This window comes from Sphingomonas sp. 2378 (assembly GCF_038084995.1).
Classification (GTDB): domain Bacteria; phylum Pseudomonadota; class Alphaproteobacteria; order Sphingomonadales; family Sphingomonadaceae; genus Sphingomonas.
In genome coordinates, this window is sequence record NZ_JAXCMJ010000003.1 from 112693 (window position 1) to 136583 (window position 23891).

General features: G+C 67.1%; 18 protein-coding genes and 2 tRNA genes. 3 read left to right on the forward strand and 17 right to left on the reverse strand.

Annotated features, from left to right (window positions below):
- Window positions 1-151: 151 nt before the first annotated feature.
- The 4 genes from SM191_RS02745 to SM191_RS02760 all read right to left on the reverse strand — a co-directional run bounded on the left by SM191_RS02745 (window position 152) and on the right by SM191_RS02760 (window position 2926).
- The gene (locus SM191_RS02745; RefSeq protein ID WP_341504880.1) at window positions 152-1201 is read right to left on the reverse strand and encodes a LacI family DNA-binding transcriptional regulator; all 1050 of its coding nucleotides are present in this window, start codon (window positions 1199-1201) and stop codon (window positions 152-154) included.
- Window positions 1202-1230: 29 nt separating this feature from the next.
- Complete coding sequence (locus SM191_RS02750; RefSeq protein WP_341504881.1) at window positions 1231-2511, reverse strand: MFS transporter; 1281 nt, start codon at window positions 2509-2511, stop codon at window positions 1231-1233.
- 229 nt (window positions 2512-2740) lie between these two features.
- A tRNA-Arg gene (locus SM191_RS02755) sits at window positions 2741-2817 on the reverse strand.
- 32 nt (window positions 2818-2849) lie between these two features.
- Window positions 2850-2926 (reverse strand) — tRNA-Arg (locus tag SM191_RS02760).
- A 140-nt stretch (window positions 2927-3066) separates the two neighbouring features.
- On the opposite strand from SM191_RS02760, the gene SM191_RS02765 reads away from it, so the two are divergent.
- Window positions 3067-3606: a hypothetical protein gene (locus SM191_RS02765; RefSeq protein ID WP_341504882.1), complete on the forward strand. Its 540-nt coding sequence runs from the start codon at window positions 3067-3069 to the stop codon at window positions 3604-3606.
- Between the two features lie 5 nt (window positions 3607-3611).
- On the opposite strand, the gene SM191_RS02770 is transcribed toward SM191_RS02765, so the two are convergent.
- Window positions 3612-5816: a spermidine synthase gene (locus SM191_RS02770; RefSeq protein WP_341504883.1), complete on the reverse strand. Its 2205-nt coding sequence runs from the start codon at window positions 5814-5816 to the stop codon at window positions 3612-3614.
- Window positions 5817-5829: 13 nt separating this feature from the next.
- A complete protein-coding gene (hemB, locus tag SM191_RS02775; RefSeq protein WP_341504884.1) occupies window positions 5830-6822 on the reverse strand; it encodes a porphobilinogen synthase in 993 nt (330 codons plus the stop codon).
- A gap of 100 nt (window positions 6823-6922) precedes the next feature.
- Here hemB and SM191_RS02780 point away from each other — a divergent pair, with 100 nt between their 5' ends.
- A complete protein-coding gene (locus SM191_RS02780; protein ID WP_445949803.1) occupies window positions 6923-7780 on the forward strand; it encodes a diacylglycerol/lipid kinase family protein in 858 nt (285 codons plus the stop codon).
- Window positions 7781-7853: 73 nt separating this feature from the next.
- Here SM191_RS02780 and SM191_RS02785 read toward each other — a convergent pair whose 3' ends face one another.
- Genes SM191_RS02785 through SM191_RS02805 form a run of 5 tightly spaced genes read right to left on the reverse strand, consistent with a single transcriptional unit; the run spans window position 7854 to window position 14879 of the window.
- Window positions 7854-9299: an MATE family efflux transporter gene (locus SM191_RS02785; protein ID WP_341504886.1), complete on the reverse strand. Its 1446-nt coding sequence runs from the start codon at window positions 9297-9299 to the stop codon at window positions 7854-7856.
- Entirely contained in the window at window positions 9296-10180 is an 885-nt protein-coding gene (locus tag SM191_RS02790) for a hypothetical protein (RefSeq protein ID WP_341504887.1), read from the reverse strand. Before SM191_RS02790 ends, SM191_RS02785 begins: the two co-directional genes overlap by 4 nt.
- A gap of 23 nt (window positions 10181-10203) precedes the next feature.
- Window positions 10204-12852: an alanine--tRNA ligase gene (gene alaS, locus SM191_RS02795; RefSeq protein WP_341504889.1), complete on the reverse strand. Its 2649-nt coding sequence runs from the start codon at window positions 12850-12852 to the stop codon at window positions 10204-10206.
- 33 nt (window positions 12853-12885) lie between these two features.
- A complete protein-coding gene (locus SM191_RS02800; protein ID WP_341504890.1) occupies window positions 12886-13626 on the reverse strand; it encodes a phytanoyl-CoA dioxygenase family protein in 741 nt (246 codons plus the stop codon).
- A complete protein-coding gene (locus SM191_RS02805; RefSeq protein ID WP_341504892.1) occupies window positions 13623-14879 on the reverse strand; it encodes a M24 family metallopeptidase in 1257 nt (418 codons plus the stop codon). The genes SM191_RS02800 and SM191_RS02805 overlap by 4 nt, the downstream gene beginning before the upstream one ends.
- Window positions 14880-14954: 75 nt before the next feature.
- Here SM191_RS02805 and SM191_RS02810 point away from each other — a divergent pair, with 75 nt between their 5' ends.
- Window positions 14955-16286, forward strand: a complete 1332-nt coding sequence (locus SM191_RS02810) for a dicarboxylate/amino acid:cation symporter (protein WP_341504893.1) — start codon at window positions 14955-14957, stop codon at window positions 16284-16286.
- 109 nt (window positions 16287-16395) lie between these two features.
- Here SM191_RS02810 and SM191_RS02815 read toward each other — a convergent pair whose 3' ends face one another.
- The 6 genes from SM191_RS02815 to SM191_RS02840 all read right to left on the reverse strand — a co-directional run bounded on the left by SM191_RS02815 (window position 16396) and on the right by SM191_RS02840 (window position 23879).
- Complete coding sequence (locus tag SM191_RS02815) at window positions 16396-17022, reverse strand: glutathione S-transferase family protein (RefSeq protein WP_306999988.1); 627 nt, start codon at window positions 17020-17022, stop codon at window positions 16396-16398.
- A 651-nt stretch (window positions 17023-17673) separates the two neighbouring features.
- Window positions 17674-18531: a class I SAM-dependent methyltransferase gene (locus SM191_RS02820; protein WP_341504894.1), complete on the reverse strand. Its 858-nt coding sequence runs from the start codon at window positions 18529-18531 to the stop codon at window positions 17674-17676.
- Between the two features lie 65 nt (window positions 18532-18596).
- Entirely contained in the window at window positions 18597-19670 is a 1074-nt protein-coding gene (gene recA / locus SM191_RS02825; protein ID WP_276039583.1) for a recombinase RecA, read from the reverse strand.
- 93 nt (window positions 19671-19763) lie between these two features.
- A complete protein-coding gene (locus SM191_RS02830) occupies window positions 19764-20600 on the reverse strand; it encodes a 4-(cytidine 5'-diphospho)-2-C-methyl-D-erythritol kinase (protein ID WP_341504895.1) in 837 nt (278 codons plus the stop codon).
- A 41-nt stretch (window positions 20601-20641) separates the two neighbouring features.
- Complete coding sequence (locus tag SM191_RS02835) at window positions 20642-22054, reverse strand: tetratricopeptide repeat protein (protein WP_341504896.1); 1413 nt, start codon at window positions 22052-22054, stop codon at window positions 20642-20644.
- A 169-nt stretch (window positions 22055-22223) separates the two neighbouring features.
- Window positions 22224-23879 (reverse strand): electron transfer flavoprotein-ubiquinone oxidoreductase, encoded by a 1656-nt coding sequence (locus SM191_RS02840; RefSeq protein WP_306999979.1) that lies wholly within the window; start codon window positions 23877-23879, stop codon window positions 22224-22226.
- Between the last annotated feature and the right edge of the window lie 12 nt (window positions 23880-23891).

A 23891-nucleotide genomic window follows, 5' to 3' on the forward strand; every position in this document is an offset into this window, starting at 1 on the left:
GGAAAAATGAGGTCGCGCGCAAAATTATGCAATGCGTATTTGCAAACGATTGCAATTTACATGAAATTGCTGGGCGTCATGTAGATAAGTTGCTTTTTTTCTGTGCCTTGCTGAACCCGCTGGACATTATTTTGCACGAGATCGGCGCCTTTTAGCGGCCGCAGGATTCGCGAATCACAAGGTCGGTCGGCAACCGCTCCGACTTGGCGCGATGGCCGTCGATGATGCGCAGCAGCTTTGAGACCAGGAGATTGCCCGCCTTGATGACATCCTGCCGGATGGTCGTCAGCCCCGGCGTCGACAGCGCCGCCGCGTCGATATCGTCATAGCCGATCACCGCCACATCCTCGGGCACGCGCAGGCCGCGCTGGCGCAGCGTCTGGATCGCGCCGAGCGCCACCAGGTCGGAGGCCGCGACGATCGCGTCGAACGCGATGCCCCGCTCCAGCAGATTGTCGACCGCCTCCGCCCCCTCGAACCGCCCGGCGGTCGGCGTCTGGACCATGGCGGGATCGAACGCCACGCCGTGTGCCGCCAGCGCTGCGCGATAGCCGTCCAACCGGATCGCGATCTGCGAAAAGGGCGTGCGGGCCGCCGCAATCGGCGGCATCGCGCCGATAAAGGCAATGCGCCGCCGCCCTTTGCGCAGCAGATGCGCGGTCGCCTGGAATCCGCCCTCAAGATTGTCGCTGCCGATCGAGCAATAGCTTTGCCCCGCCACCTCGACCCCCCAGGCGACCAGCGGCTTGCCCATATCCGCATAGCGGTTGAGCGTGTCGTGGAACTGCGATTGGCCCAGGAAAATCGTACCCGCATAGGTACTTTGGTCGAGGAACTGTGCCAGCGTCGTATCGTCATAGGGCGTCTGCCACACGATCGACATGTCGCGCCGCCGCTCGCGCAGAGCGGTGCCGACACCGCCGATCAGTGCCAGCTCGAACGGATTGGCCAGCTGGCTGCCATGCGCGGTGGCAACCGGCACGACGAGGCAGATCTGCTCCGACAGCGACGGCACGGCGCGGCGTATTTTTTGCGGCACATGAACATAACCCAGCCTTTCGGCGGTGCTCAGCACCCGCTCGCGCGTCTCCTCGCTGATCGCGCTATGCCCGGTCAGCACCCGCGATACGGTCGCGACCGACACGCCGGTTTCCGCCGCGATCCCGCCCAGCGTCGGCCCAGCCCGTTTCACCCGCGCCATGATCGACCCGATATTTGCATTACCTTGCACTAGGCCAAGGCGGTGTCCGCGTCCATGGTCGACAGACATAGACTCAGCACCGCCCCGATCGCCATCAACCCGCCCGCCAGGGGCAGGACGGGCCAGGCCATGCCGCCCAGTCCGTGCGCGATGACCCATCCCATGCTCAGCCCCGCAACCAGCTGCGGCACGACGATGAAGATGTTCATCACGCCGATGAACATGCCCGCCGTCGCGCTGGACACCGCTCGCCCGGCCAGCACGAAGGGCGCGCTCAGGATCGAGGCATAGGCGATGCCGATCAGCACCGCACAACCGACCAGTCCGGCGGGATGCGCGACCAGCGCCACGCCCGCCAGCCCGAGCGCGCCCGCCGCCAGCGCCGCCGCATGGACCCGCGTCACCCCGAACTGCCGGAACAGCCCCGGCAGCAGAAAGGCGAACAGCCCGGCCACTCCGTTATAGGTCCCGAACAGAATTCCGACAAAATCCGCCCCCCGCGCATAGGCGGCATCGAAAGGCGATGTCGCGCCGTAAAGCTGCGCCGCGACCACCGGTGTGGCATACACCCACAGCAGATAGAGACCGAACCAGCTGAGAAATTGGATGGCCGCTACCGGACGCAGCGCCTGCCAGAGTGTGGCGAAGTCGGCCCGGCGACCAGGCCTCGCCGACGGATCGTGCCGCAGCGCTTTGGTGGCGGCCGGTTCGCGCACCCGCGCCACCGTCCAGCCGACTGCCAGCGCCACTGCCAGCGCCGCCGCCAGGAACGCCACCCGGATCGACGGCGCGGTCTGGCCCGGCTGCGCGACGTTCGACCAGCCGCCCCAGGCGAGCAGGATCGGCGCGCAGGCCCCGGCCAGCGCCCCCAACCCGATAAAGACGGTCTGCATGGCGTAGCCGCCCGCCTGATCCTCGGGCGGCAACGTGTCGGCGACCAGCGCGCGATAGGGTGCGTGGAGTGCATTCATCGCGGCCTCCAGTCCCCAGACCGCCGCCACGGCCACCACCAGCGACGTCGCCATCGGCAAGGCCGCCAGTGCGGCGATCACCAGCAGGGCCGATACCAGGATATAGGGCCGCCGCCGCCCGAACCGACCGCCATGACGATCGCTGATCCCGCCGACGACCGGCTGCACCAGCAGCCCCGTCACAGGCCCCGCAAGCCAAAGGATTGCCAACTGGTCGATCGAGGCCCCCAGTCCCTGGAACACGCGGCTCAGGCTGGCGCTCTGGATTCCAAATGCGATCTGCAACCCAAGATAGCCGACGCTGAGGTCTAGTCCCTTGATGCGCTTCGATGATCCCATGGCTCAGGGCATCTACAATTTCGTCCGCCCGCTCAAGTCGCTCTGTGGTCGCACGTTCTATGGATACATCGCCGAGCTTCGACCATCAGGGTTGGACCTGTTTATCGATACCCGATCCATCGAATTTCGGAATTGAACATCCGGCGTCCGAGGCCTGCAAGATGTTGGGTGCCCATCGCTATCCAACGCGTCGCGACGAAACGCAAGCAAATCTGGCGATTCTGCAAAGTGGCGCGCCCGGAACGATTCGAACGTCCGACCCTCAGATTCGTAGTCTGATGCTCTATCCAGCTGAGCTACGGGCGCGCATGGGTCTGATAAGACCGGATATGATCCACTGGCGCGCCCGGAACGATTCGAACGTCCGACCCTCAGATTCGTAGTCTGATGCTCTATCCAGCTGAGCTACGGGCGCGCTGTGGAGGTGGGCTCTTAGAAGCGGTTCGGGATCATGGCAAGCCCCTCGGCCCGGTTATCCACATTTTTTCGGAACGCGCCCGCAAAGCGTCCGTGCGGCATTTTCCCAAGCCCTGTCTTCCGTCTAGGATGGTTGCGATGATCCATCCGTCCCTCTCCACAATCCGCTCCGGCCCGATGATCGCGCTGCTCGGCCTGTTGTCCGCCACGATGCTGGCCGGATGCGCGCGCGACCGCGACACGACGCCCTATCCCTCGCTCGCGGTCCGCCCGGTCGAGAAGCAGGGCTTTGCCGAGCCGGTGACCAAGCCGGTCGCGCTGCGCCCCGATCCCGAGCTCGATACGCAGATCGCCGGGATCGCCGATCGCCTGACCGCTGTGGAGGGGGAGTTCGCCAAGGCCTATGACCAGGCCCGCGCCGGCGCGGCCAAGGCACGCGGGCAGAGCGTGGGCAGCGATGCCTGGCTGGCCGCGCAGACCGATCTGGCGGCGCTGGACGAAATCCGGGCGCGGACTTCGGGCTTGCTGACCGAGATAGACGACCGCGCCATCGCGCGTGCGGCCGCGCTGGAGCCGGACTATCCCGCGCTCACCGCCCTGCGCGAGCGGGTGGCGGGCGCGGTCGAGCGTCAGGCCAAGCAGATCGCGGCGCTGTCCGCCAGCCTGCCGAGCGGCTGATCCGCTCAGAACTGCCGGATGAAGGGCAGGACGCTGGAATAGTCGTCGGTCCAGGGCGCAAGGCCTGGCGGAGCGGTCGCGGCTTTCCAGTCGCCGCCCCTCGCCTCCAGCGCGCGGAGCACGCCCGAATCGCGCGACAGGGCGAGCCAGACCGAGGTGGTGGCCGACTCCTGCTCGTCCAGGTCCGAGGGGATATAGGCCAGCTTGCCGACCGCCCAGCCGCCGTCGCGCGCGGCGGCGGCCACCAGCGGCTCCAGATCGACGAAACGATTGGAGATATGGACCAGCAATAGCCCGCGCTGCGACAGCACCCGCCCATAGGTGGCGAAGGCCTCGCGCGTCAGCAGATGCGCGGGCACGGCGTCGGAGGAGAAGGCGTCCAGCGCGAGGAGGTCGAAGCTGTCGCTCGCCTCGGCGGCCAAGCGAATACGCGCATCGCCAATGCGGATGACCGGATCGGGCAGGCAGCGCCGCAGATAGCTGAACTGGCCGGTGTCGCGCGCGATACGGACGATGACCGGATCGATCTCGTAGAAGCGCCAGCTCTGCCCCGGCCTGGCATAGCAGGCGAGCGTTCCGGTCCCCAGCCCGACCACGCCGATCCGTGCCGAGGGTCCGAAGATGGCGGGCGCGGCGCGCATGGCCCGACCCACACCGGAATCGGGGGCATAATAGGTGGTCGGCGTCCGCTCGCGCGCCTCCGATCCGCGTAGCTGGATGCCATGGACGGTCGACCCATGGTCCAGTTCGCGGCGACCGACCTCGTCGCGCACGGTATAGACGCCGAAATAGCTGCGCATCCGGGCGTCGCGCTCCATCGACAGCGACAGGGCACGATAGCCGCCGAAGAGCACCAACGCCGCCGCCAGCAACAGGGCAAAACCCGTCCGCGCGCCGATCGTCAGGAAGGCGAGCAGCGCGATCGCGAGGAAGATCGGCCCCTGCCGCTCCTCCCCGAACCACGCTGCTTGCCCGAGCAGCCTGAGGCCGAGCAACAGGCCGATGACGATGATCAGCGCGACGAGCATGACGCGGCGATGCCGCAGCCATGCATGGCGCAGCCCCATGGTCATGAACTGCTGCGGGATCAGCACGCCCGCCGCCAGGATCAGCAGCGGATATTCATAGGTCCAGTCGAACAGCACCGGCGCCAATATCCCGGCGAACACGCCGCCCAGCGCGCCGCCGACCGCCATCGACAGATAAAAGCCGGTGAGCCGATCGACCGCCGGTCGCGCCCGGTAGAGCGCGGTGTGCAACGCCACCGACACCATGAAGAGCAGCAGCAGCGCGACGACGACATTGAAATAGGGCCGCCCCGGATAGCCGCCCATGATGACCCCGCCGAACAGCAACAGGGTGACGGGCGCGATCCGGGTCAGCGTGTCCGCCGCCGCGCGCCGCGTCGCGAAGGCGATGATGAAGCTCAACAGATACAGCCCCAGCGGCAGCACCCAGAGCAGCGGCATCGCCACGATATCGGCGGTGATATAGGTCGAGGTCGCCAGCACCAGACCCGAGGGCACCGCCGACAGCGCGGTCCACAGCGCCACCTTCCGCCATCCCGGCGGCAACGAGGCGGGCGCCTCCACCCTCTCCCGATCCTGCCCGCTCGGCAGCCGCGTCGCACAGGCCAGCACCATGACCGCCAGCAGGGCATAGCCGACGCTCCACAACCGGCTCTGCCCGTGAAGCGTCATCATCGGCTCGACCAGCAGGGGATAGGCGATCAGCCCGGCAAAGCTGCCCAGATTGGAGGCCGCATAGAGCGCATAAGGGTTACGCCCCGGCTCGGCGAGCGCGAACCAGCGCTGGATCAGCGGGGCCTGAGCCGACACCGCGAAGAAGAGAGGCCCGATGGACAGGCCCAGCAGCCACGGCACCCACAAGGCGGGCTCCGCATCGGATGGCAGTTCGACCGCCATCAACCCGATGGGCAGCCACAGCGCCGCACCCGCCAACAACGCCAGATGGATGCCCGCCTGAACCCGCGGTCGCCACCGGCCGAGCGCATGGGCATAGGCATAGCCGCCGAGCAGCAGCGCCTGATAGACGAACATCGCCGAGTTCCACACCGCCGGCGCGCCGCCCAGCCGGGGGAGCGCCATCCGCGCGACCAGCGGCTGGACGAGGAACAGCAGGAACGATCCGGTCAGGATCGTCGCGACGAACAGCGCGCGCGCGGGCAGGCCGGACGATCGGGCGATCACTCCCGTGCCGGGCTCAGGCGTTCAACAGACGCGCGGCATGGGCGGCGTGATAGGTCAGCACCCCCGCGCATCCCGCCCGCTTGAACGCCATCAGCGTCTCCAGCACCATGGCGTCGCGGTCGGCGGCCCCGGCGGCCACCGCCGTCTCGATCATCGCATATTCGCCCGACACCTGATAGGCGAAGGTCGGTACGCGGAACTCGTCCTTCACCCGGCGGATGATGTCGAGATAGGGCAGACCCGGCTTCACCATGACGCTGTCCGCGCCCTCGGCCAGATCGAGCGCGACCTCGCGCAGCGCCTCCTCGGCATTGGCCGAGTCCATCTGATAGGTGCGCTTGTCCCCCTTCAGCAGACCGCGCGTATTCACCGCGTCGCGGAACGGCCCGTAAAAGGCGCTGGCGTATTTCGCGGCATAGGCCATGATCTGGACATTCACGAAGCCCTCCGCCTCCAGCGCGGCACGGATCAGGCCGATGCGTCCGTCCATCATGTCCGACGGCGCGATCACGTCCGACCCGGCACGCGCTTGGGTCAGGGCCTGCTGGACCAGCGCGTCGGCGGTGCTGTCGTTGACGACATAGCCCGCCGCATCGACCAGCCCGTCATGGCCATGCGTGGTATAGGGATCGAGCGCGACATCGGTCAGCACACCGATCTCCGGCACTGCATCCTTGATCGCCGCGATCGCCCGGCACATCAGATTGTCGGGGTTCAGCGCCTCGCGCCCGTCATCGGTGCGGAGGTGTGAGGGCGTGTTGGGGAACAGCGCCAGGCACGGAATGCCCAGTTCCGCCGCCTCGCGCGCGCGCGCCACGATCCCGTCCAGCGACCAGCGCGATACGCCGGGCAGGCTGGCGATGGGTTCCTCCACCCCCTGCCCCTCGGTCACGAACAGCGGCCAGATCAGATCGGCGGGGGTCAGCACATTCTCGGCATGCAGCCGACGGCTCCAGTCGGAGGCGCGGGTACGACGAAGGCGAAGCGCGGGAAAGGATGCGGTCATGCTTATGGCATTTGGGGGATCGTACCGCGCTTGCCAAGCGTTGGATAAAGCGTTCCGGGTGCGAAAGGATATGAGGGTGAGAGAGATACGATCGGCCGCGATGGTGGTGAATGCCAAATCGCGGCGCGGACAGGCTCTGTTCCGACAGGCTTGTGCCGCCATGTCCGGCCTCCCCTACCCCGTCGATGCCCGTGCGATCGAGGACCCGGAGGATCTGGAGCCGACGGTTCGCGAATTGCTGGCCGCCAAGCCAGACCTGCTGATCCTGGGCGGTGGCGACGGGACGATCAGCGGGCTCGTGGACCTGATGGTCGGGCATGAGGTCATGCTGGGCGTCCTGCCGCTCGGCACCGCGAACAGCTTCGCGCGGTCACTGAACATCCCGCTCGACATCGAGGGGGCAGTGGAGGTGATCCGCACCGGTCGTCCGCGCCGCATCGACCTGGGCATGATCGACAACGACTATTACGCCAATTGCGCCGCCATGGGGATCAGCCCCAAGATCGCCGAGACCGTGCCGCACGGTCTGAAGCGCGTGGCGGGGCGGCTCGGTTATCTGGGCTGGGCGGCCTATCAGTTCCTGCGCTTCCGCCCCTTCACGCTGATCGTCGAGCAGGACGGCAAGCGCGAGCGGCTGCGGGTGGTCGAGGTGCGTATTTCCAACGGCCCATACCATGGCGGCACCGAACTGGTGGAATCGGCAGCGGTCGATTCGGGCGAAATCGTGGTGCAGGCGGTGTGCGGCCATGTGAAGCGCCGCCTGCTCGTCAACTGGGCGGCCAGTGTCCTGCACAGCGACTATCGCAAGGAAAAGGTGCGCGAGTTCCGGGGACGCGAAATCCGGCTCAACAGCATCCCGCCGCTGCCCATCTCGATCGACGGCGAGGTCCTGGCCCGCACCCCCGTCACCGCGAGGATCGCGCCCGGCATCATCGAGGTGATGGCCCCGGCGGAGTAACCCATCCTCCCCATCATCGATGGGGAGGCGGGACCGCCGCGACGCGGTGGTGGAGGGGCATCCCCGCCCGCGACTATCCGACCGGCATCGCCTTGTTGGTCGGCTGCCCTTCCGCCAGCGCCTGTTCCTCGCATTCCTGCTTGTCGGCCACGGCCATTCGCCCCTTGCGCCAATCGCCATAGCGATAATAGCCGATCGTCATGACCATCGAGGCGAGCGAGCCTGCCGGAAAGCTCCACCAGATCGCGTCCGCCCCCAGGCTGGGCTCCAGCAGGTTGGCGAGGCCGAAGCGGACCGGGAACATCGAAATCGCCAGGATGACGAGCGGTCCCACCACCGCGCCATTGGCCCGCACCGTCGCCGCCAGCACCATCGACACGCCGAACAGAATGAAGCTCCACCCGGCGATCAGGTTGATCCGCGTCGCGATCCCGATCGCCTCCCGCTCACTGCCCAGGAACAGCCACAGGACGTGCCGGTCGAGCAGCGTCACCGCCAGCACCAGCACGCCGGTCAGCAGCAGGTTCATCCGAAGCCCCGCGTTCGTGATCCGGTCGACCCGGTCCCACTGGCCCGCCCCGATATTCTGCGCCGCCATCGCGCTGACCGCCGCGCCGACCGCCATGGCGGGCATCTGGATATAGGTCCAAAGCTGGTTCGCCGCGCCGTAAGCCGCGGTGGTCGCGGTGCCGTGCCGGTTGACCAGCCCCATCATCGCCAGCGCGGAGGTGGAGACGACCAGCATCTGGAGCCCCATCGGAAAGCCCTTGACCACGATCGTCTTGAGCAGCGTCGGCGTCGGGACCAGATAGCGCCACTCGGCGCCGCGCAACCGGATGACCAGATCCTTGGCGTAGAGATAGATCACCATCGCCAGCAGCGATCCGCTATTGGCGATCAGCGTCGCCACCGCCGACCCCTCGATCCCCAGCGCCGGTGCGGGGCCGAGCCCCAGGATGAAGACGGGGTTCAGCACGACGTCGAGCACCGAGCCCAGCGCCATGAACTTCAACGGCGTGATCGAATCGCCCACCCCGCGCAACGCCATGGTCAGCAGCACGCCGATGAACCCCGGCGGCATCGCGACGAAGATCACGCGGAGATAGGCGAGCGCCAGCGGATAGACCTCGGCCGGGGTCGCCAGCGCGCGCAGGATGGCAGGCGCGGCCAGCCAGCCCACGACCACCGTCGCGGTCGAGATCACCACGAACAGCCCCAGCGCCGATCCCAGCACCCGGCGCACCGCCTCGACATCCCGCCGCCCCATATTCTGGCCGATCAGGATCGTCGCCGCCATGCCGAAGCCGAAGGTCGCGGCGACCAGCAGGAACATGATGATATTCGCATTGGTCGTCGCCGCCAGCGCGCGCTCGCCCAGGAACTGGCCGATCCAGATCGCGTTGATCGAGCCGTTCAGCGATTGCAGCACGCTCGACCCCAGAGTGGGCAATGCGAACAGCAGCAGCGTCTTGCCGATCGGCCCCGCCGTCAGGTCGCGACGTCCGTTGGGGGTACTCACGGCTTGGCCTCTCCTTTGGCCGTTTCCTCTTCGACGAAACGCGCCATCGCGGCATATTGGAACATGGGGCGGCGGTCGCCAGGACCCGAATAGAGCCCGCGCAGATACCCCCAGTCGAACGGCGTCATCGCCTCCGGCGCGGCGCCGTCGCCATCGAACAGCGACAATATGGTGGACACGCCCTCGCCCTTGCGCGGGCGGACCTGGGCAAGCAGCCGCATCGTCGTGTAATCGGCGATCTGGTTGACGGTCTTTCCATCCGCCGCACCATTGTCGATCAGCACCAGGGCGGCGGCGATATGGGCTTTGGTGGACAGGCTGATCCGGCTGGCGGTCGGAATGCGCAGCGTGGGCACGCCGCCGCCGATCTGGATCAGGGGATCGCCATCGCGGCTGGTGATCGCCGTCAGGCTCCAGGCATGGACCGGTCCCTTGTCGCGGACCAGCGTGCCTACCTCATGCGCGGACAGGGTGCCGAACACGCCCGGACGATGATCGGCAAGCCAGGCGACCTGCCGGGCCCCGTTTTCGACGAACAGGACGAGGACATTGGGGCTGCATTTGTCGCCGCCCAGTCTGATTCCCAGCCGCTCGGCATGCTCCAGAATGCGGTTCGCGATCGGGACCGCGACCTTCGCCGACATTCCGGAAATGGCGATGCACAAGGGCTCGGTCATGCGGGCCAGCGGTTCGTCACCGGAGGGATAGCCAGAGATCGAACCGAACCAGCGTAGAGTCTGCCGCCGGTCCGGCAAGGGTCGCGCGGTCACGACGACCGGGTCGCTCGCCGTCGCGCCGCTCTGCGCCAGCGCGACGGCACCGCTCGATGCCCCGACAAAAGAAGCAAGCAATGTCAAAGCCTTCAAAATGGTCTTTCGCATCGCTTGCTCCCTTCGATATGGCTTCAGCCTGCAAGAGCGTCCCGAACCGCCTGCAACGCCTCAGCCCCCTTGGTGCCATCCGGGCCGCCGCCCTGGGCCATGTCGGGACGGCCACCGCCGCCCTGCCCGCCCAGCGCCGCCACCGCCTTGCGCAGCAGTTCGACCGCATTGTGCCTGGCCGTCAGGTCGTCGGTGACGCCGACCGCCACCGAGGCGCGGCCGTCATTCACCGCGACCATCACCGCGACTCCCGATCCGCCCAGACGCTGCTTGGCATCGTCCACCGCGCCGCGCAGTCCCTTGGCCTCGAAGCCGTCGAGCACCTGGCCGATGAACGCGACATCGCCGATCTGCTCCGGCCCGGCGGCCGCGCCACCGGCCCCGCCGCCCATGGCGAGCGCCTTCTTGGCCTCGGCCAGTTCGCGCTCCAGGCGACGCCGATCCTCGACCAGCGCGGCAATGCGCGCGGGCACGTCGTCGGGCGTGGTCTTCAGCGTCGCGGCGGCGGCCTTCAGCATGTCGTCACGATGCGACAGATAGGCCCGCGCGCCTTCGCCGGTCAGCGCCTCCACACGGCGGACGCCGCTCGACACCGCGCCTTCGGACACGATCTTGAACACGCCGATCTCGCCCAGCGCGTTCACATGCGTACCGCCGCAGAGTTCGAGGGAGTAGGTGCCATCGGCATCCTCGCCCATCGACACGACGCGGACCTCGTCGCCATATTTCTCGCCGAACAGCGCCATCGCGCCCATTTCGATCGCTTCGTCGGGGGTCATCAGGCGGGTGACGACGGGCCCGTTGCCGCGCACCTGCTCGTTCACCCGTGTCTCGACCTCGGCGATGTCGTCGGCGGTCATGCCGACCGGCTGCGAGAAGTCGAAGCGCAGACGCTCCGGCGCGACCAGCGAGCCCTTCTGCGCGACATGGGTGCCCAGCCGCTGGCGAAGCGCCTCATGCAGCAGATGCGTCGCCGAGTGGTTGGCGCGAATCGCGGCGCGGCGGGTGGTGTCGATGGCCAGCTTCACGCTGTCGCCGACCTTGATCCCGCCTTCCTGAATTTGGCCATTGTGCACGAACACGCGGCCAAGCTGCTTGGAGGTGTCGGTGACGACCGCCTTCAAGCCGGTATCGCTGGAGATGGTGCCGCTGTCGCCGACCTGGCCGCCGCTCTCGCCATAGAAGGGCGTCTGGTTGACGATGATCGCGACGCTCTCGCCAGCACCGGCGCTATCGACCCGCGCACCGTCCTTGACCAGCGCCAGCACCTCGCCCTCGCCGGTGTCCGAGGCGTAACCCAGAAACTCGGTCGAACCCGTCTCTTCGGCGATGTCGAACCAGACGTCATCCGACGCCTTCGCGCCCGAGCCCTTCCACGCGGCGCGCGCGGCGCGCTTCTGCTCGGCCATGGCGGCGTCGAAGCCCGCCCGGTCGACCGACAGATTCTGCGCGCGCAGCGCGTCCTCGGTCAGGTCATAGGGAAAGCCGTACGTGTCATAGAGCTTGAACGCCGTCTCACCCGCCAGCGTCGCGCCCGGAGCCATGCCCGCCGTCGCTTCGTCGAGCAGCTTCAACCCCTTGTCCAGCGTCTGGCGAAAACGGGTTTCCTCCTGCTTCAAGGTCGCTTCGATCAGCGGCTGCGCTCGGACCAGTTCGGGATAGGCCGCGCCCATTTCCGACACCAGCGCCGGGACCAGCCGGTGCATCAACGGCTCCTTGGCACCCAGCAGATGCGCATGACGCATTGCCCGGCGCATGATCCGGCGAAGAACATATCCGCGCCCTTCATTGGCGGGCAGCACCCCGTCCGCCACCAGAAAACCCGCCGAGCGCAGATGGTCGGCGATCACGCGGTGCGACGCCTTCTGGCCATCCTCAGCCTTGGTGTGGGTCAGTTCGCACGACGCCGCGATCAGCGCCTTGAAGGTGTCCGTATCGTAATTGTCATGCACGCCCTGGAGCACGGCGGCGATCCGCTCCAGTCCCATGCCGGTGTCGATCGACTTCCTGGGCAGTTCGCCGACGATCTCATTGGCTTCCTGCTCGAACTGCATGAAGACGAGGTTCCAGATTTCGACGAATCGGTCGCCATCCTCCTCCGGGCTGCCGGGAGGGCCACCATAGATATGGTCGCCGTGGTCGTAGAAGATTTCCGAGCACGGACCACACGGCCCGTTCTCGCCCATCGCCCAGAAATTGTCCTTGGTCGGGATACGGATGATCTTGTGCTCGGGGAGCCCGGCGATCTTCTTCCACAGGTCGAACGCCTCGTCATCGGTGTGATAGACGGTGGCGGTCAGCTTTTCGGCCGGAATGCCCCAGACCTTGGTCAGCAGGGTCCAGGCATGGGTGATCGCCTGTTCCTTGAAATAGTCGCCGAACGAGAAATTGCCCAGCATTTCAAAGAAGGTATGGTGCCGCGCGGTATAGCCGACATTGTCGAGATCGTTATGCTTGCCCCCGGCGCGGACGCATTTCTGCGAGCTGGTGGCGGTGGAGTAGGGACGCGATTCCAGCCCGGTGAACACGTTCTTGAACGGCACCATGCCCGCATTGACGAACATCAGCGTCGGGTCGTTCTGCGGCACGAGCGGCGCGGAAGGGACGATCTGGTGCCCTTCACTTCCGAAATAGTCGAGAAAGCCGCGGCGAATGTCGTTGGTCGAGGTCATGGCCAAGCGACTTAGGCGAGGTTTCACGCGCGCTCAAGCGCCCGCGCGTTCGGGGCGCTCCGTCGCATCCGCAGTTTCCGCAGTTTCCGCAGTTTCCGCAGTTTCCGCAGTTTCCGCAGTTTCCGCATCGCTTGCCCAACGCAACCCGCCGGGCAAGTCGTCCGCCGACAGGTCGATCTGGAGCACCCGGCGATGCCGCCCCGGCCTCGATCGGGCCGAGCCGTGAAGGATCAGCGTCCGGTACAGCCAGACCGATCCCGCTTCCGCCAGGTCCATCGCCTCGCCGCACCGCTCAACCACGTCATTGATCGACGCTTCCGGGATCAGACCCAGCCGATGCGACCCCGGCGCGACCAGCAGGGGCGCATTGTCGGCATCCACCGGATCGAGGTGAAAGCGCACCGTCATCATGCGTTCGAGCAGCGATACCGGCGGCGCGACATGCACCCTGCCCTGTTTGACGGTCCATGGGCCGAAGCCGTCGACCTCGCGCCGCTCCGCGACCTCGACCGTCCGATCCTGATGCCAGGCGAGCGCCCAATTCGCATCGTCCGTCTTGTCGAACAGCAGCGCACGGACGGGGCGCATGGCCGAAGCCCGGTCCGCGATCAGTCGGCGCACGCCCGACAGAGCACCCGCACGCGCCGGGTCGATCCGCTGTCCGGGACGCCCGGCGGGCCAGTCGGCAAACAGCGCCGCCAGTTCGGCGCGCTCGCGCTCGTTCAGCCGTGACGGCCAGAGCGCATGGCCCTGATCTTCCAGTTGGTCGATCACCCGATCGGCACCTCGATCGACCTTGGCGGCTGCGAAAACCAGACCGGCCCGTTCTCGGTCATATGGAAGCAATCCTCCAGCCGGATGCCGAACTTGCCCGGCAGGTACAGCCCCGGCTCGTTCGAAAAGCACATGCCGGGGGCCAGCGGAGTCGCCTCGCCGTGCACCAGATTGACCGGCTCATGCCCGTCCATGCCGATACCGTGGCCGGTCCGGTGCGACAGGCCGGGCAGGCGATAGTCGGGGCCGAACCCTTGCGCGGTGTAGAAACGCCGCACCGCATCGTCGATGCTTCCCGCCGGAGCGCCGATCCTCGCCGCCGCGCGTGCCACTTGCTGCCCGCGTGCAACCGTGTCCCAGACCTTGCGCTGCTCCGCGCTGGCCGTGCCATGCACCCAACTGCGCGAGACGTCGGACTGGTAACCCTCGACCGTACAGCCGCAGTCCATCAGGACGACCTGGCCATCGGCGACCTTGTGCACCTGCTTGCTGCCATGCGGATAGGCGGAGGCTTCACCGATCAGCGCCATGCTGAATTCCGGGTTGCCGCCCAGTTTGCGGGTCGCGGCGCTCATCAGCGCGCCGATCTCCGCGCCCGTCATCCCCGCCTCGACACGGCGGTGGAGCCAGCGATAGGCCGCCATGGTCACATCGGTCGCCACCTGCATCAATGCGATCTCGGCGGGGGTCTTCACCATCCGGCACCCACGCACGATCGGATTGGCGGATACCAAGCGCGCGTCCGGCAAAGCCTTTTGCAAGCCATCGAAGGCGAAGAAGCGCGCCGTCTCCTCGATGCCGACCGGACGCCCTGCCAGCTTGCGATCACGCAGGAAGCCCGCGACGATGGCGAGCGGGTTCTGGTCTTCCTGCCACACCCGCACCTCCGCGGGCACGGCCAGCGTCTCGCGGACCGAGGGTTCTTCGAAGAAGGGGGTGACGATGCACGGCTCGCCCTCGACCGGCAGGATCGCGGCGGTCAGCCGCTCGCTCCGGCCCCAGCGGACGCCGGTGAAATAGACCAGGCTCGATCCCGGCTCGATCAGCACCGCGCCGATGCCGTTCGCCTTCATCAGTTGCTGCGCCCGCGCCAGCCGCCGCGCGCGCTCCTCCGGCCCGATCGGCACCGCCCCGCCCGTGATATCGGACAATCCCGCCAGATCGGGCTCGGCAGCGCGCAACAGCCCCGGACGGATCAGAAGCGGCAGGGCGGCGGCCGCGACCAGCGCGCGGCGGGACAACAGGGTCTGCATGGCCGGACGATAGAATTCTTGACCTGAGCGCCGCAATGCCCTTGGCTCGCGCGTGGAACTTATATTGGGGGATGCATGGCCAAGCGGCTGACCTTGTACATCTTCATCGGGCTGGTTTTGGGCCTGATCGTCGGGCTTGCGATCAACCTGTCGCTCGACGACGGCAGCGCGGCGGCGACCGCGCAACTGACGACGATCGCCAAATATTTTGCGATCGTCACCGGCCTGTTCCTGCGCCTGATCAAGATGATCATCGCGCCGCTGGTCTTCGCGACCCTGGTATCCGGCATCGCACAGATGGGCGATACCAAGGCACTGGGGCGGATCGGTTTCCGGTCGCTCGCCTGGTTCATTTCGGCCAGCCTCGTCTCGCTCAGCCTGGGCATGTTGCTCGTCAATCTGTTGCAGCCTGGCGTCGGCCTGAACCTGCCGCTGCCCGCCGTCACCGCCGATAGCGGCGTGGTGAAGGCGGGGTTCGACCTGCAGAAATTCGTCACCCACCTCGTCCCCGCCTCGCTGATCGAGGCGATGGCGACCAACGAGGTCTTGCAGATCGTCATCGGCTCGCTCTTCCTGGGCGTCGCGATCACGGCGGTCGGCGAGCGCGCCGCGCCGCTGGTGCGCGCGGTCGATGCGCTGGTCGCCGTCATGTTGCAGGTCACCGATTACGTCATGCGCGTCGCCCCGATCGCGGTGTTCGCGGCGGTGGCGGGGACGCTGATCGAGCAGGGGCCGTCGGTGATCGGCAAGCTCGCCATCTTCATGGGCAGCTTCTATCTCGGCCTGTTGCTCCTGTGGTGCGTGTTGCTCGGTATCGCCACGCTGTTCATCGGGCCGCGCATCCGCGACCTGATCGCGCATATCCGCGCGCCGCTGATCCTGGCCTTTTCGACCGCGTCGTCCGAGGCGGCCTATCCGCGCATTCTGGAGGGGCTGGACCGGTTCGGCGTGCCGCCGCGCATCGCCAGCTTCGTGCTGCCGCTGGGCTATTCGTTCAACCTCGACGGCTCGATGATGTACATGACCTTCGCGTCGCTGTTCATCGCGCAGGCGTACGGCATCGACCTGTCGATCGGGCAGCAGATCACGATGCTGCTGGTCCTGATGGTCACGTCGAAGGGGATTGCGGGCGTGCCGCGCGCCTCGCTCGTGGTGATCGCGGCGACCATGCCGATGTTCAACATTCCCGAGGCGGGGCTGCTGTTGATCCTGGCGGTCGATCATTTCCTCGACATGGGGCGTTCGGCGACCAACGTCATCGGCAACGCGGTGGCGAGTGCGGTCATCGCGAAATGGGAAGGCCCGCTCGATCCGCCCGAGCCGGTGGATGTCGAATCGCTGCGGGCGCCATCGGGGACTCCCGCCGAGCCGGCACCGGACAGCTTTCGGCAGATCGGGGGGCATTGAGGGCGTTCGCGCGGGGGATGGTGCGCCGAATCGTCACCATCCTTTGCGGTTTGGCGACGTTACGTAAGTGGCGATGGGCAGGGCATGGGGTGAACCCCAGCCTCCGCCCTCACGCATAGGCATAGGGCCCACCCTTGGCGAGCGCGGCCTGATAGGCGGGGCGGGCATGGATCCGCTCCAGCCACGCGATCGTCGCCGGGCGGCTTTCGTTCAGCCCGGCCCGGGCGCGAGCGGCCTCCAGCGGGAAGCTCATGATGATGTCGGCGGCGGTCATCTGCTCGCCCGCGAACCAGGGCGCGCGTTGCAATTCGCTTTCGATATAGTCGAGATGACGGTCGATCATCGGCCGGAAGCGCTTGATCGCGGCCTTGCCCATCACCGGTATGCGGCTGAGCACGAGCAGGACGAACAGCGGCGGCATCAGCGATCCCTCGGCATAATGCAGCCAGAAGCGCCAGCGCTGCATGGCTTCCCGATGCGCGGGCGGTCCCAGGCGGCCATCGCCCTTGCCGACCAGATATTCGATGATCGCCCCCGTCTCGGCGATCACCATGCCGTCATCCTCGATCACCGGCGATTTGCCAAGCGGATGCACGGCACGCAACTCGCGCGGGGCCAGCATCGTCTTGGGATCGCGCTCATAGCGCTTCACGTCATAGGGCAGCCCCAGTTCCTCCAGCATCCAGAGGATACGCTGCGACCGGCTGTTTTCCAGATGATGGACGATGATCGTCATGCCTGTTCCCCATGATGCGGGCGCGATAACGCATCAATCGTCTCGCGGGGCCCAATCCGGGCTTCGGCAAGTCATCGCTCGCCGCGATCGGGATGCGTACGGACCGGGCGGTCATGATCCGATCCATGCGCCAAGCTTGCCCCCCCTCGGACGGGACGCTCAATCGAAACATCTCTGCGTTCTCTGCGCCTCTGCGCGAACCCCGTTCGAGAGGGACCGGCGCGAATCGACATTCACTCAATTCCTCCCCTGGAAGGAAACCCCTGCGAAAGTCGGGACCTCGCCCAATACCATGTACCACCCCGGCGGATGCCGGGGTCCAGTTGGGAAGCAATTAAAGTCATTTCCAATCGTCCAGCAATTGGCTTCCGGCCTTTGCCGGAATGGTGCTGAGGGAGTTTTGCAGAGGAGTCCTGAAAGGGGAAGTGGCAGGCCGTCAGGCCTGACGCAGCGGCGTCGCGCTTTCGATAGGGGGATACCCCGCCACCATGCTCCGCACGCCCGCCCTCCTCTCGCAGGGGAGGAGTGAAGGCGGCGCAGCCCGAATGTCGTTCGGGGCCAAGCAGGATGGAACGTCGGTGCGCAGCGCGCCTCATCGTGGCGATCCGTCAGGACAAGATCAGACGATGCGCCAGCCCCACCGCCACACGCCTATCCCGCACCACCCCGCGCATGGGCGCGCCAGATCCAGGCGGAGGCGGGCAGAACGACGCGGTCCTCCACTCGATAGTCCGACAGAGCCCGCCCCAACGCCTTAACGATCCGGTCGCGTTCATCGGGAGTGGCCGCAGAGATCGCCCGAGCGGCGGGGCCGATGCGCGACAGGAAGGCGATCGCATCGGCGACCGGATCCTCCCCCGCTCCGACAACATATTCAAAGGAGAGGCGCGCCGCCGCACCCGGCGCCCATCCCGCCTGCTCCAGCCAGTCCGCCACCCTATGGCTGTCGGCGAAGGCGAAGGGTCCGGGCTCATATCCGGCGGGCGTGGGGGGCGTGTGTCCGATCACCGCATCGGCCAGGGTCGCGAAGCCGTTATGCCCGCGCTCATCGAAACAGGAAAAGACGAACGCGGCGTCATCGGTCGCCGCCTGTCGCAACCCTCGAAAGGCCGCGACCGGATCGGGGAAGAACATCACGCCGTGGCGCGAGACGAAGAGGTCGAACGGCCCCTCACGCGCCGCCAGTCGGATCGCATCGTCGCAGCGAAAACGCAGATGCACCTCGTCCGCCCCGCCGCCCTCGTCCGCCGCCCGGCCTTGCGCGACCGTTACCAGGTCCGGCGACAGATCGACACCCGTCACACATAACCCAGGTCGCGCGGCATGAAGCGCCAGGCTGGTCGCCCCCGCCCCGCTTCCGATATCGAGCGCGAGCCCCTGCTCCGGGGCGACTGCTGCGATCGCAGCGTTCAGGTGGCGTGACAGATCGGCGAGGCTGCGATCGGTGCGACGCCATTCCGCCGCCCAGATATCGCCGACCCGGCCACGCCAATCCAGTCCGCTGGTCATCGCCCCACCCCGCATGCGCCACAAGCGAAACGGCCCGCCATCGCTGGCGGGCCGTTTCCCCGGGTTCAGATATCGTCCTCGGCATCAGGGCCGGTCATCATCTCTTCGGCGACCTTTTCGGTCCGCTGACGGATGGCGCGCTCCAGACGGTCGGCCATGTCGGGATTGTCGCGCAGATAGGTCTTGGCGTTCTCACGCCCCTGCCCGATCCGCACCGAGTCGTAGGAGAACCAGCTCCCCGACTTCTCGACCAGCCCGGCCTTCACACCCAGGTCCAGGATCTCGCCGATCTTCGAGATGCCCTCGCCATACATGATGTCGAATTCGACCTGCTTGAACGGCGGCGCGACCTTGTTCTTCACCACCTTCACGCGGGTGGCGTTGCCGGTCACTTCCTCACGATCCTTGATCGCGCCGGTGCGACGGATGTCGAGCCGGACCGAGGCATAGAATTTCAGGGCGTTGCCGCCCGTCGTCGTCTCCGGGTTGCCGTACATCACGCCGATCTTCATGCGAAGCTGGTTGATGAAAATCACCATGCAGCGCGAACGGCTGATGGAGCCGGTCAGCTTGCGAAGCGACTGCGACATCAGACGGGCCTGGAGGCCGACATGGCTGTCGCCCATCTCACCCTCGATTTCCGCACGTGGCACGAGCGCGGCAACCGAGTCGACCACCAGCACGTCGATCGCGTTCGAGCGGACCAGCGTGTCGGTGATTTCCAGCGCCTGCTCGCCGGTATCCGGCTGAGACACGATCAGTTCGTCGATGTTGACGCCCAGCTTCTTGGCATAGACCGGGTCGAGCGCGTGTTCGGCGTCGACGAAGGCGGCGGTGCCGCCCATCTTCTGCGCCTCGGCGATGACGTGCAGCGCCAGCGTCGTCTTGCCCGAGGATTCAGGGCCATAAACCTCGATCACGCGGCCGCGCGGCAGGCCGCCGACGCCCAGTGCGATATCCAGGCCCAGCGAGCCGGTCGAGATCGCCTCGACCTGCATCGTCTCCTTCTGCCCCAGCTTCATCGCCGAGCCCTTGCCGAATGCCCGGTCGATCTGGGCGAGCGCGGCGTCGAGCGCCTTTTGCCGGTCTGCGTTTGCGGTTGCCATGCCTGTTTCGATCACTTTCAGATTGGCGGCCATCAGATGCTTCCCTCGCTAGACCATGCGCGTGGTCCATTCAACGCATCTGCTATGTATGCGTTTTGTTCCGTGAGAACAAGAGCGGAACAAAACTCACTGTAAAAATGTCGGCAGTACCCACCAGCCCCGTGCCGAAGCGGTCCGCGCCGCCGCGTCGCGCGCCGCCACGTCACGAAAGATCGCAAAGCAGGTCGCCCCCGATCCCGACATGCGCGCCAGTTCCACGTCCGCCGCGCCCTCCAACAGCGCCAGCACCGCATCGATCTGCGGCGCGATGGCGCGCGCCGGGGGCTCCAGGTCGTTGCGTCCGTCCGCCGCGACCGCCATCGCATCGCCTTCACCCAGCGGCCCGCGATCGACTTGGTCCCAGCGCCCGAACACCGCCGCCGTCGATACGCCCACGCCCGGATTGACCAGCAGCACCGGCCGGTCGCCGAGCGGCGGCAGCGGTCGAAGCGCATCGCCCTTCCCCTCGCCCCGCGCCGTCCGTCCGAGCAGACAGGCGGGAACGTCCGCGCCCAGACCGGCGGCCAGCGCGAACAGGTCGGCATGGTCGAGCGGAACATCATGCAACCGCGCCAATGCCCGCAAAGTGGCCGCCGCATCCGCCGACCCGCCGCCGATCCCGGACGCGACCGGCAGATGCTTGTCGAGCGTGATGGCATGGCCCCCGGTCACGCCGAAGCGCTCGCCAAAACGGCGCGCTGCGCGGGTGACCAGATTGTCCTCCTGCGCCTCGCCCGCCAGCACTGCGGCAAAAGGGCCGGTCAGGGTCAGGCTGGTCGCTGCCGCCGGCTCGACCGTCACCCTGTCGCCGTCGCGGCAAAAGGCGAACAGCGTTTCCAGATCGTGATAGCCATCGGCGCGGCGACGGCGGACGTGAAGGGCCAGGTTGATCTTGGCGGGGGCGGTCTCGACGATGACGGTCATACCCAGCCCATGCGTCGCCCGGCGCGGCGCGGCAAGACCGCTCAACGCGCCAGCTTCGCCGCCAGCGCCGCCTGCTCACTATCGTCGGCGGTCAGCGCGGCCGCACGCCAGGCATAGCGCGCTTCATAATGCCGCCCCAGCGCCCAATAGATATCGCCCAGATGATCGGCGATTTCGCTATTGGCGGGTTCGGCCATCGCCGCCTGCTCGACCAGGGGCAGCGCGCGCCCTGTCTGCCCCGCCTTGTGATAGCCCCAGCCGAGCGAATCGGTGACCGAGGCATCGTCCGGCGCCAGCTTGCTCGCGCGTTCGAGCAGCGCCAGCGATCCGGGCACGTCCTCTCCCCGCTCGATCCGCGCATAGCCCAGATAATTGAGCGCCAGCGGTTCCTCTGGACCCAGCGCCACCGCACGGGCGAGCGCGGCATCGGCCTCGTCCTTGCGCCCCGCCTGATCCAGCGCGCCGCCATATTGCAGCCAGGCGGCCCAGGGCAGCGGCGGATCGGCGCGGGTCACGCGCTCATACCAGGGGGCGGCATCCGCCGGGCGCTTGGCGGCGATCAACTGATCGGCATAGACCTGCCAGTCATCGACCCCCGCCGTCTTCGCGGTCGCCAGCCCCTTCGCCAGCATCAACGCCTCGCCCGGGCGGCCCGCCTCTCCCAGCAGGCCGATGCGCACCACCGCCGCCCGGTGGGCGAAGGCGCGGTCGGGAGCGACGCCCTCCAGCGCGGCGATGGCGGCGTCCCAGGCATCGTCCTTGGCCAGCGCCTCCGCCATCAACAGGCGGGCTCGGTCGTTGCCGGGGTCGGCGATCAGGGCGGTACGGGCGAGCGCGATCACCAGCGGGCGCGGCCCCTCCCCCACCAGCTCGGCCCCGACGCGGGCGAAGAGTCGCGATACGCCGAAGCCCAGATCGGGCTTACGGCCAAGCTTCCCGCGCGCCGACGACACCAGCGGATCGGTCAACAGGCCACGGGCATTGGCCTCGTCGCCGCGTCCCGCCATCAATTCTGCCGCCGCGATCCGCGTGTCGGCGGGCGCACGCACCGTCTCCAGCAACACGCGCGCCGACGGATCGGCCATCCGCCGCCCCGCCAGCGCCAGCAACAGGCGATGTTCCTCGGCCAGCCGCCGTGCGACCGGCTCCTTGCCCGCGCTGTCCAGCGCCGCTTCGACCGGCTGCTTGCGGTCCCATGCACCCCATGCCCGCAGGACCGGCGACAGGATGCGCAGCGCACCGCCATCGATCCGGGTCAGCGCGCCATCATACGCCCTTCGGTCGCCTTTGTGCGCCGCGATGGCCAGGTCGAGCAGCGCCACGTCGATCGGCGCGACCTTCTCGGCCTCCATCACGCGGGCGGCGCGCAGGGCGAGCGCTTCGTCGCCGCTGATCATCGCCTCGCGGTAGGCCCGGACCGCGACGGCGGGATCGTCGGGCCAACTGGTCAGCACGACCGCATAGTCGCTCGCCGCCGCCGCCGAACGCCCCTCCGCCGCCGCGACCCGCGCGGACAGATAGGCGGCGAGTGGTTCGGGACCGGCCTTGACCGCGGCGACCGCCGGGGTCGAGACAATCGCCGCGATCAGGGCCAGAGCCGAACCCCGGACGAGGGACGAACGCTTACATATTGGGATAATTGGGTCCTCCGCCGCCTTCCGGCACGACCCAGTTGATGTTCTGGGTCGGGTCCTTGATGTCGCACGTCTTGCAGTGGACGCAGTTCTGGGCGTTGATCACGAACTTCGGATCGCCCTCCTCGACACCCACCACCTCATAAACGCCCGCCGGGCAGTAGCGTTGCGCGGGTTCGTCGAACAAGGGCAGGTTGTGGGCGATCGGAACGCTGGCGTCCTTCAGCGTCAGATGGACCGGCTGATCCTCCTCGTGATTGGTGTTCGACAGGAAGACCGAGGACAGGCGGTCGAAGGTCAGCACGCCGTCGGGCTTGGGATAATCGGGTTTCTTCACCTGATCCTTGCGCCACAGGCTTTCGTGATCGGGCTTGTGCTTCATGGTGAAGGGCATCTTCAGCCCGAAATGCTCGGCCCACATGGTCACGCCCGCCAGGCCGGAGCCCAGCGTATCGCCATATTTCTTGACCAGCGGCACGACGTTGCGGACGGTCGACAGTTCCTTGTAGAGCCAGGACGCACGGAACGCCTGCGGGTAATCGGTCAGTTCGTCACCTTCGCGACCCGCCTGCACCGCCGCGAAGGCCGCCTCGGCGGCCAGCATCGCCGACTTCATCGCGCCGTGCGTACCCTTGATCCGCGGCACGTTCAGGAAGCCCGCCGAACAGCCGACCAGCACGCCGCCGGGGAAGGTCAGCTTCGGGATCGCCTGGAGCCCGCCGTCATTGATCGCCCGCGCGCCGTAGGAGACGCGCTTGCCGCCCTTGAGCAACTCCGCGATGACCGGATGGGTCTTCCACTTCTGCATCTCCTGGAAGGGAGAGATGTACGGGTTGGTATAGTTCAACCACGTCACGAAGCCGAGCGCGACCTGCCCGCCCGCCTGGTGATAGATGAAACCGCCGCCATTGGCGTCATGGCCCAGCGGCCAGCCCTGGGTATGGATCACCCGGCCCGGCACATGCTTGGCGGGGTCGATGTCCCACAATTCCTTCACGCCCAGGCCATAGACCTGCGGATCGCTGTCGCGGGCGAGGTCGAACTGGCGGATGATTTCCTTGGACAGATGGCCGCGAACGCCCTCGGCGAAGAAGGTGTATTTGGCGTGGAGTTCGAGGCCCGGTTGATAGTCGGGCTTGCGGGTGCCGTCGCGGCCTACGCCCATGTCGCCGGTCGCGACGCCCTTCACCCGGCCATCCTCGTGGAACAGGATTTCGGCGGCGGCGAAACCGGGGAAGATTTCCACCCCCAGCTCCTCGGCCTTGCCCGCCAGCCAGCGGCACAGATTGCCCAGGCTCCCGGTATAGGTGCCCTTGTTGTGCATGAAGGGCGGGGTGAGCGCATGGGGCAGGTTGCGGTGCTTGCCCGCGCTCAATATCCAGTGAAGATTCTCCGTCACCGGCACCTCGGCCAGCGGGCAGCCATCGTCGCGCCAATCGGGCAGCAGTTCGTCGAGCGCGATCGGATCGATCACCGCGCCCGACAGGATATGCGCGCCGACCTCGGACCCCTTTTCCAGCACGCAGACCGACAATTCGCCGCCCTGCTCGCCCGCGAGCTGTTTCAGGCGGATCGCCGCCGACAGGCCCGCCGGACCAGCGCCGACGATCACCACGTCATAAGGCATCGATTCGCGTTCGCTCATGGCATCCTCGCA

Coding starts and splice junctions, on each gene's coding strand:
- SM191_RS02745 (WP_341504880.1), bottom strand. CDS start 1,201: ATGGCGCGGGTGAAACGGGCTGGGCCGACGCTGGGCGGGATCGCGGCG.
- SM191_RS02840 (WP_306999979.1), bottom strand. CDS start 23,879: ATGAGCGAACGCGAATCGATGCCTTATGACGTGGTGATCGTCGGCGCT.
- SM191_RS02765 (WP_341504882.1), top strand. CDS start 3,067: ATGATCCATCCGTCCCTCTCCACAATCCGCTCCGGCCCGATGATCGCG.
- SM191_RS02815 (WP_306999988.1), bottom strand. CDS start 17,022: ATGACGATCATCGTCCATCATCTGGAAAACAGCCGGTCGCAGCGTATC.
- SM191_RS02810 (WP_341504893.1), top strand. CDS start 14,955: ATGGCCAAGCGGCTGACCTTGTACATCTTCATCGGGCTGGTTTTGGGC.
- SM191_RS02820 (WP_341504894.1), bottom strand. CDS start 18,531: ATGACCAGCGGACTGGATTGGCGTGGCCGGGTCGGCGATATCTGGGCG.
- SM191_RS02780 (WP_445949803.1), top strand. CDS start 6,923: ATGGTGGTGAATGCCAAATCGCGGCGCGGACAGGCTCTGTTCCGACAG.
- alaS (WP_341504889.1), bottom strand. CDS start 12,852: ATGACCTCGACCAACGACATTCGCCGCGGCTTTCTCGACTATTTCGGA.
- SM191_RS02805 (WP_341504892.1), bottom strand. CDS start 14,879: ATGCAGACCCTGTTGTCCCGCCGCGCGCTGGTCGCGGCCGCCGCCCTG.
- recA (WP_276039583.1), bottom strand. CDS start 19,670: ATGGCCGCCAATCTGAAAGTGATCGAAACAGGCATGGCAACCGCAAAC.
- hemB (WP_341504884.1), bottom strand. CDS start 6,822: ATGACCGCATCCTTTCCCGCGCTTCGCCTTCGTCGTACCCGCGCCTCC.
- SM191_RS02790 (WP_341504887.1), bottom strand. CDS start 10,180: ATGCGAAAGACCATTTTGAAGGCTTTGACATTGCTTGCTTCTTTTGTC.
- SM191_RS02750 (WP_341504881.1), bottom strand. CDS start 2,511: ATGGGATCATCGAAGCGCATCAAGGGACTAGACCTCAGCGTCGGCTAT.
- SM191_RS02830 (WP_341504895.1), bottom strand. CDS start 20,600: ATGACCGTCATCGTCGAGACCGCCCCCGCCAAGATCAACCTGGCCCTT.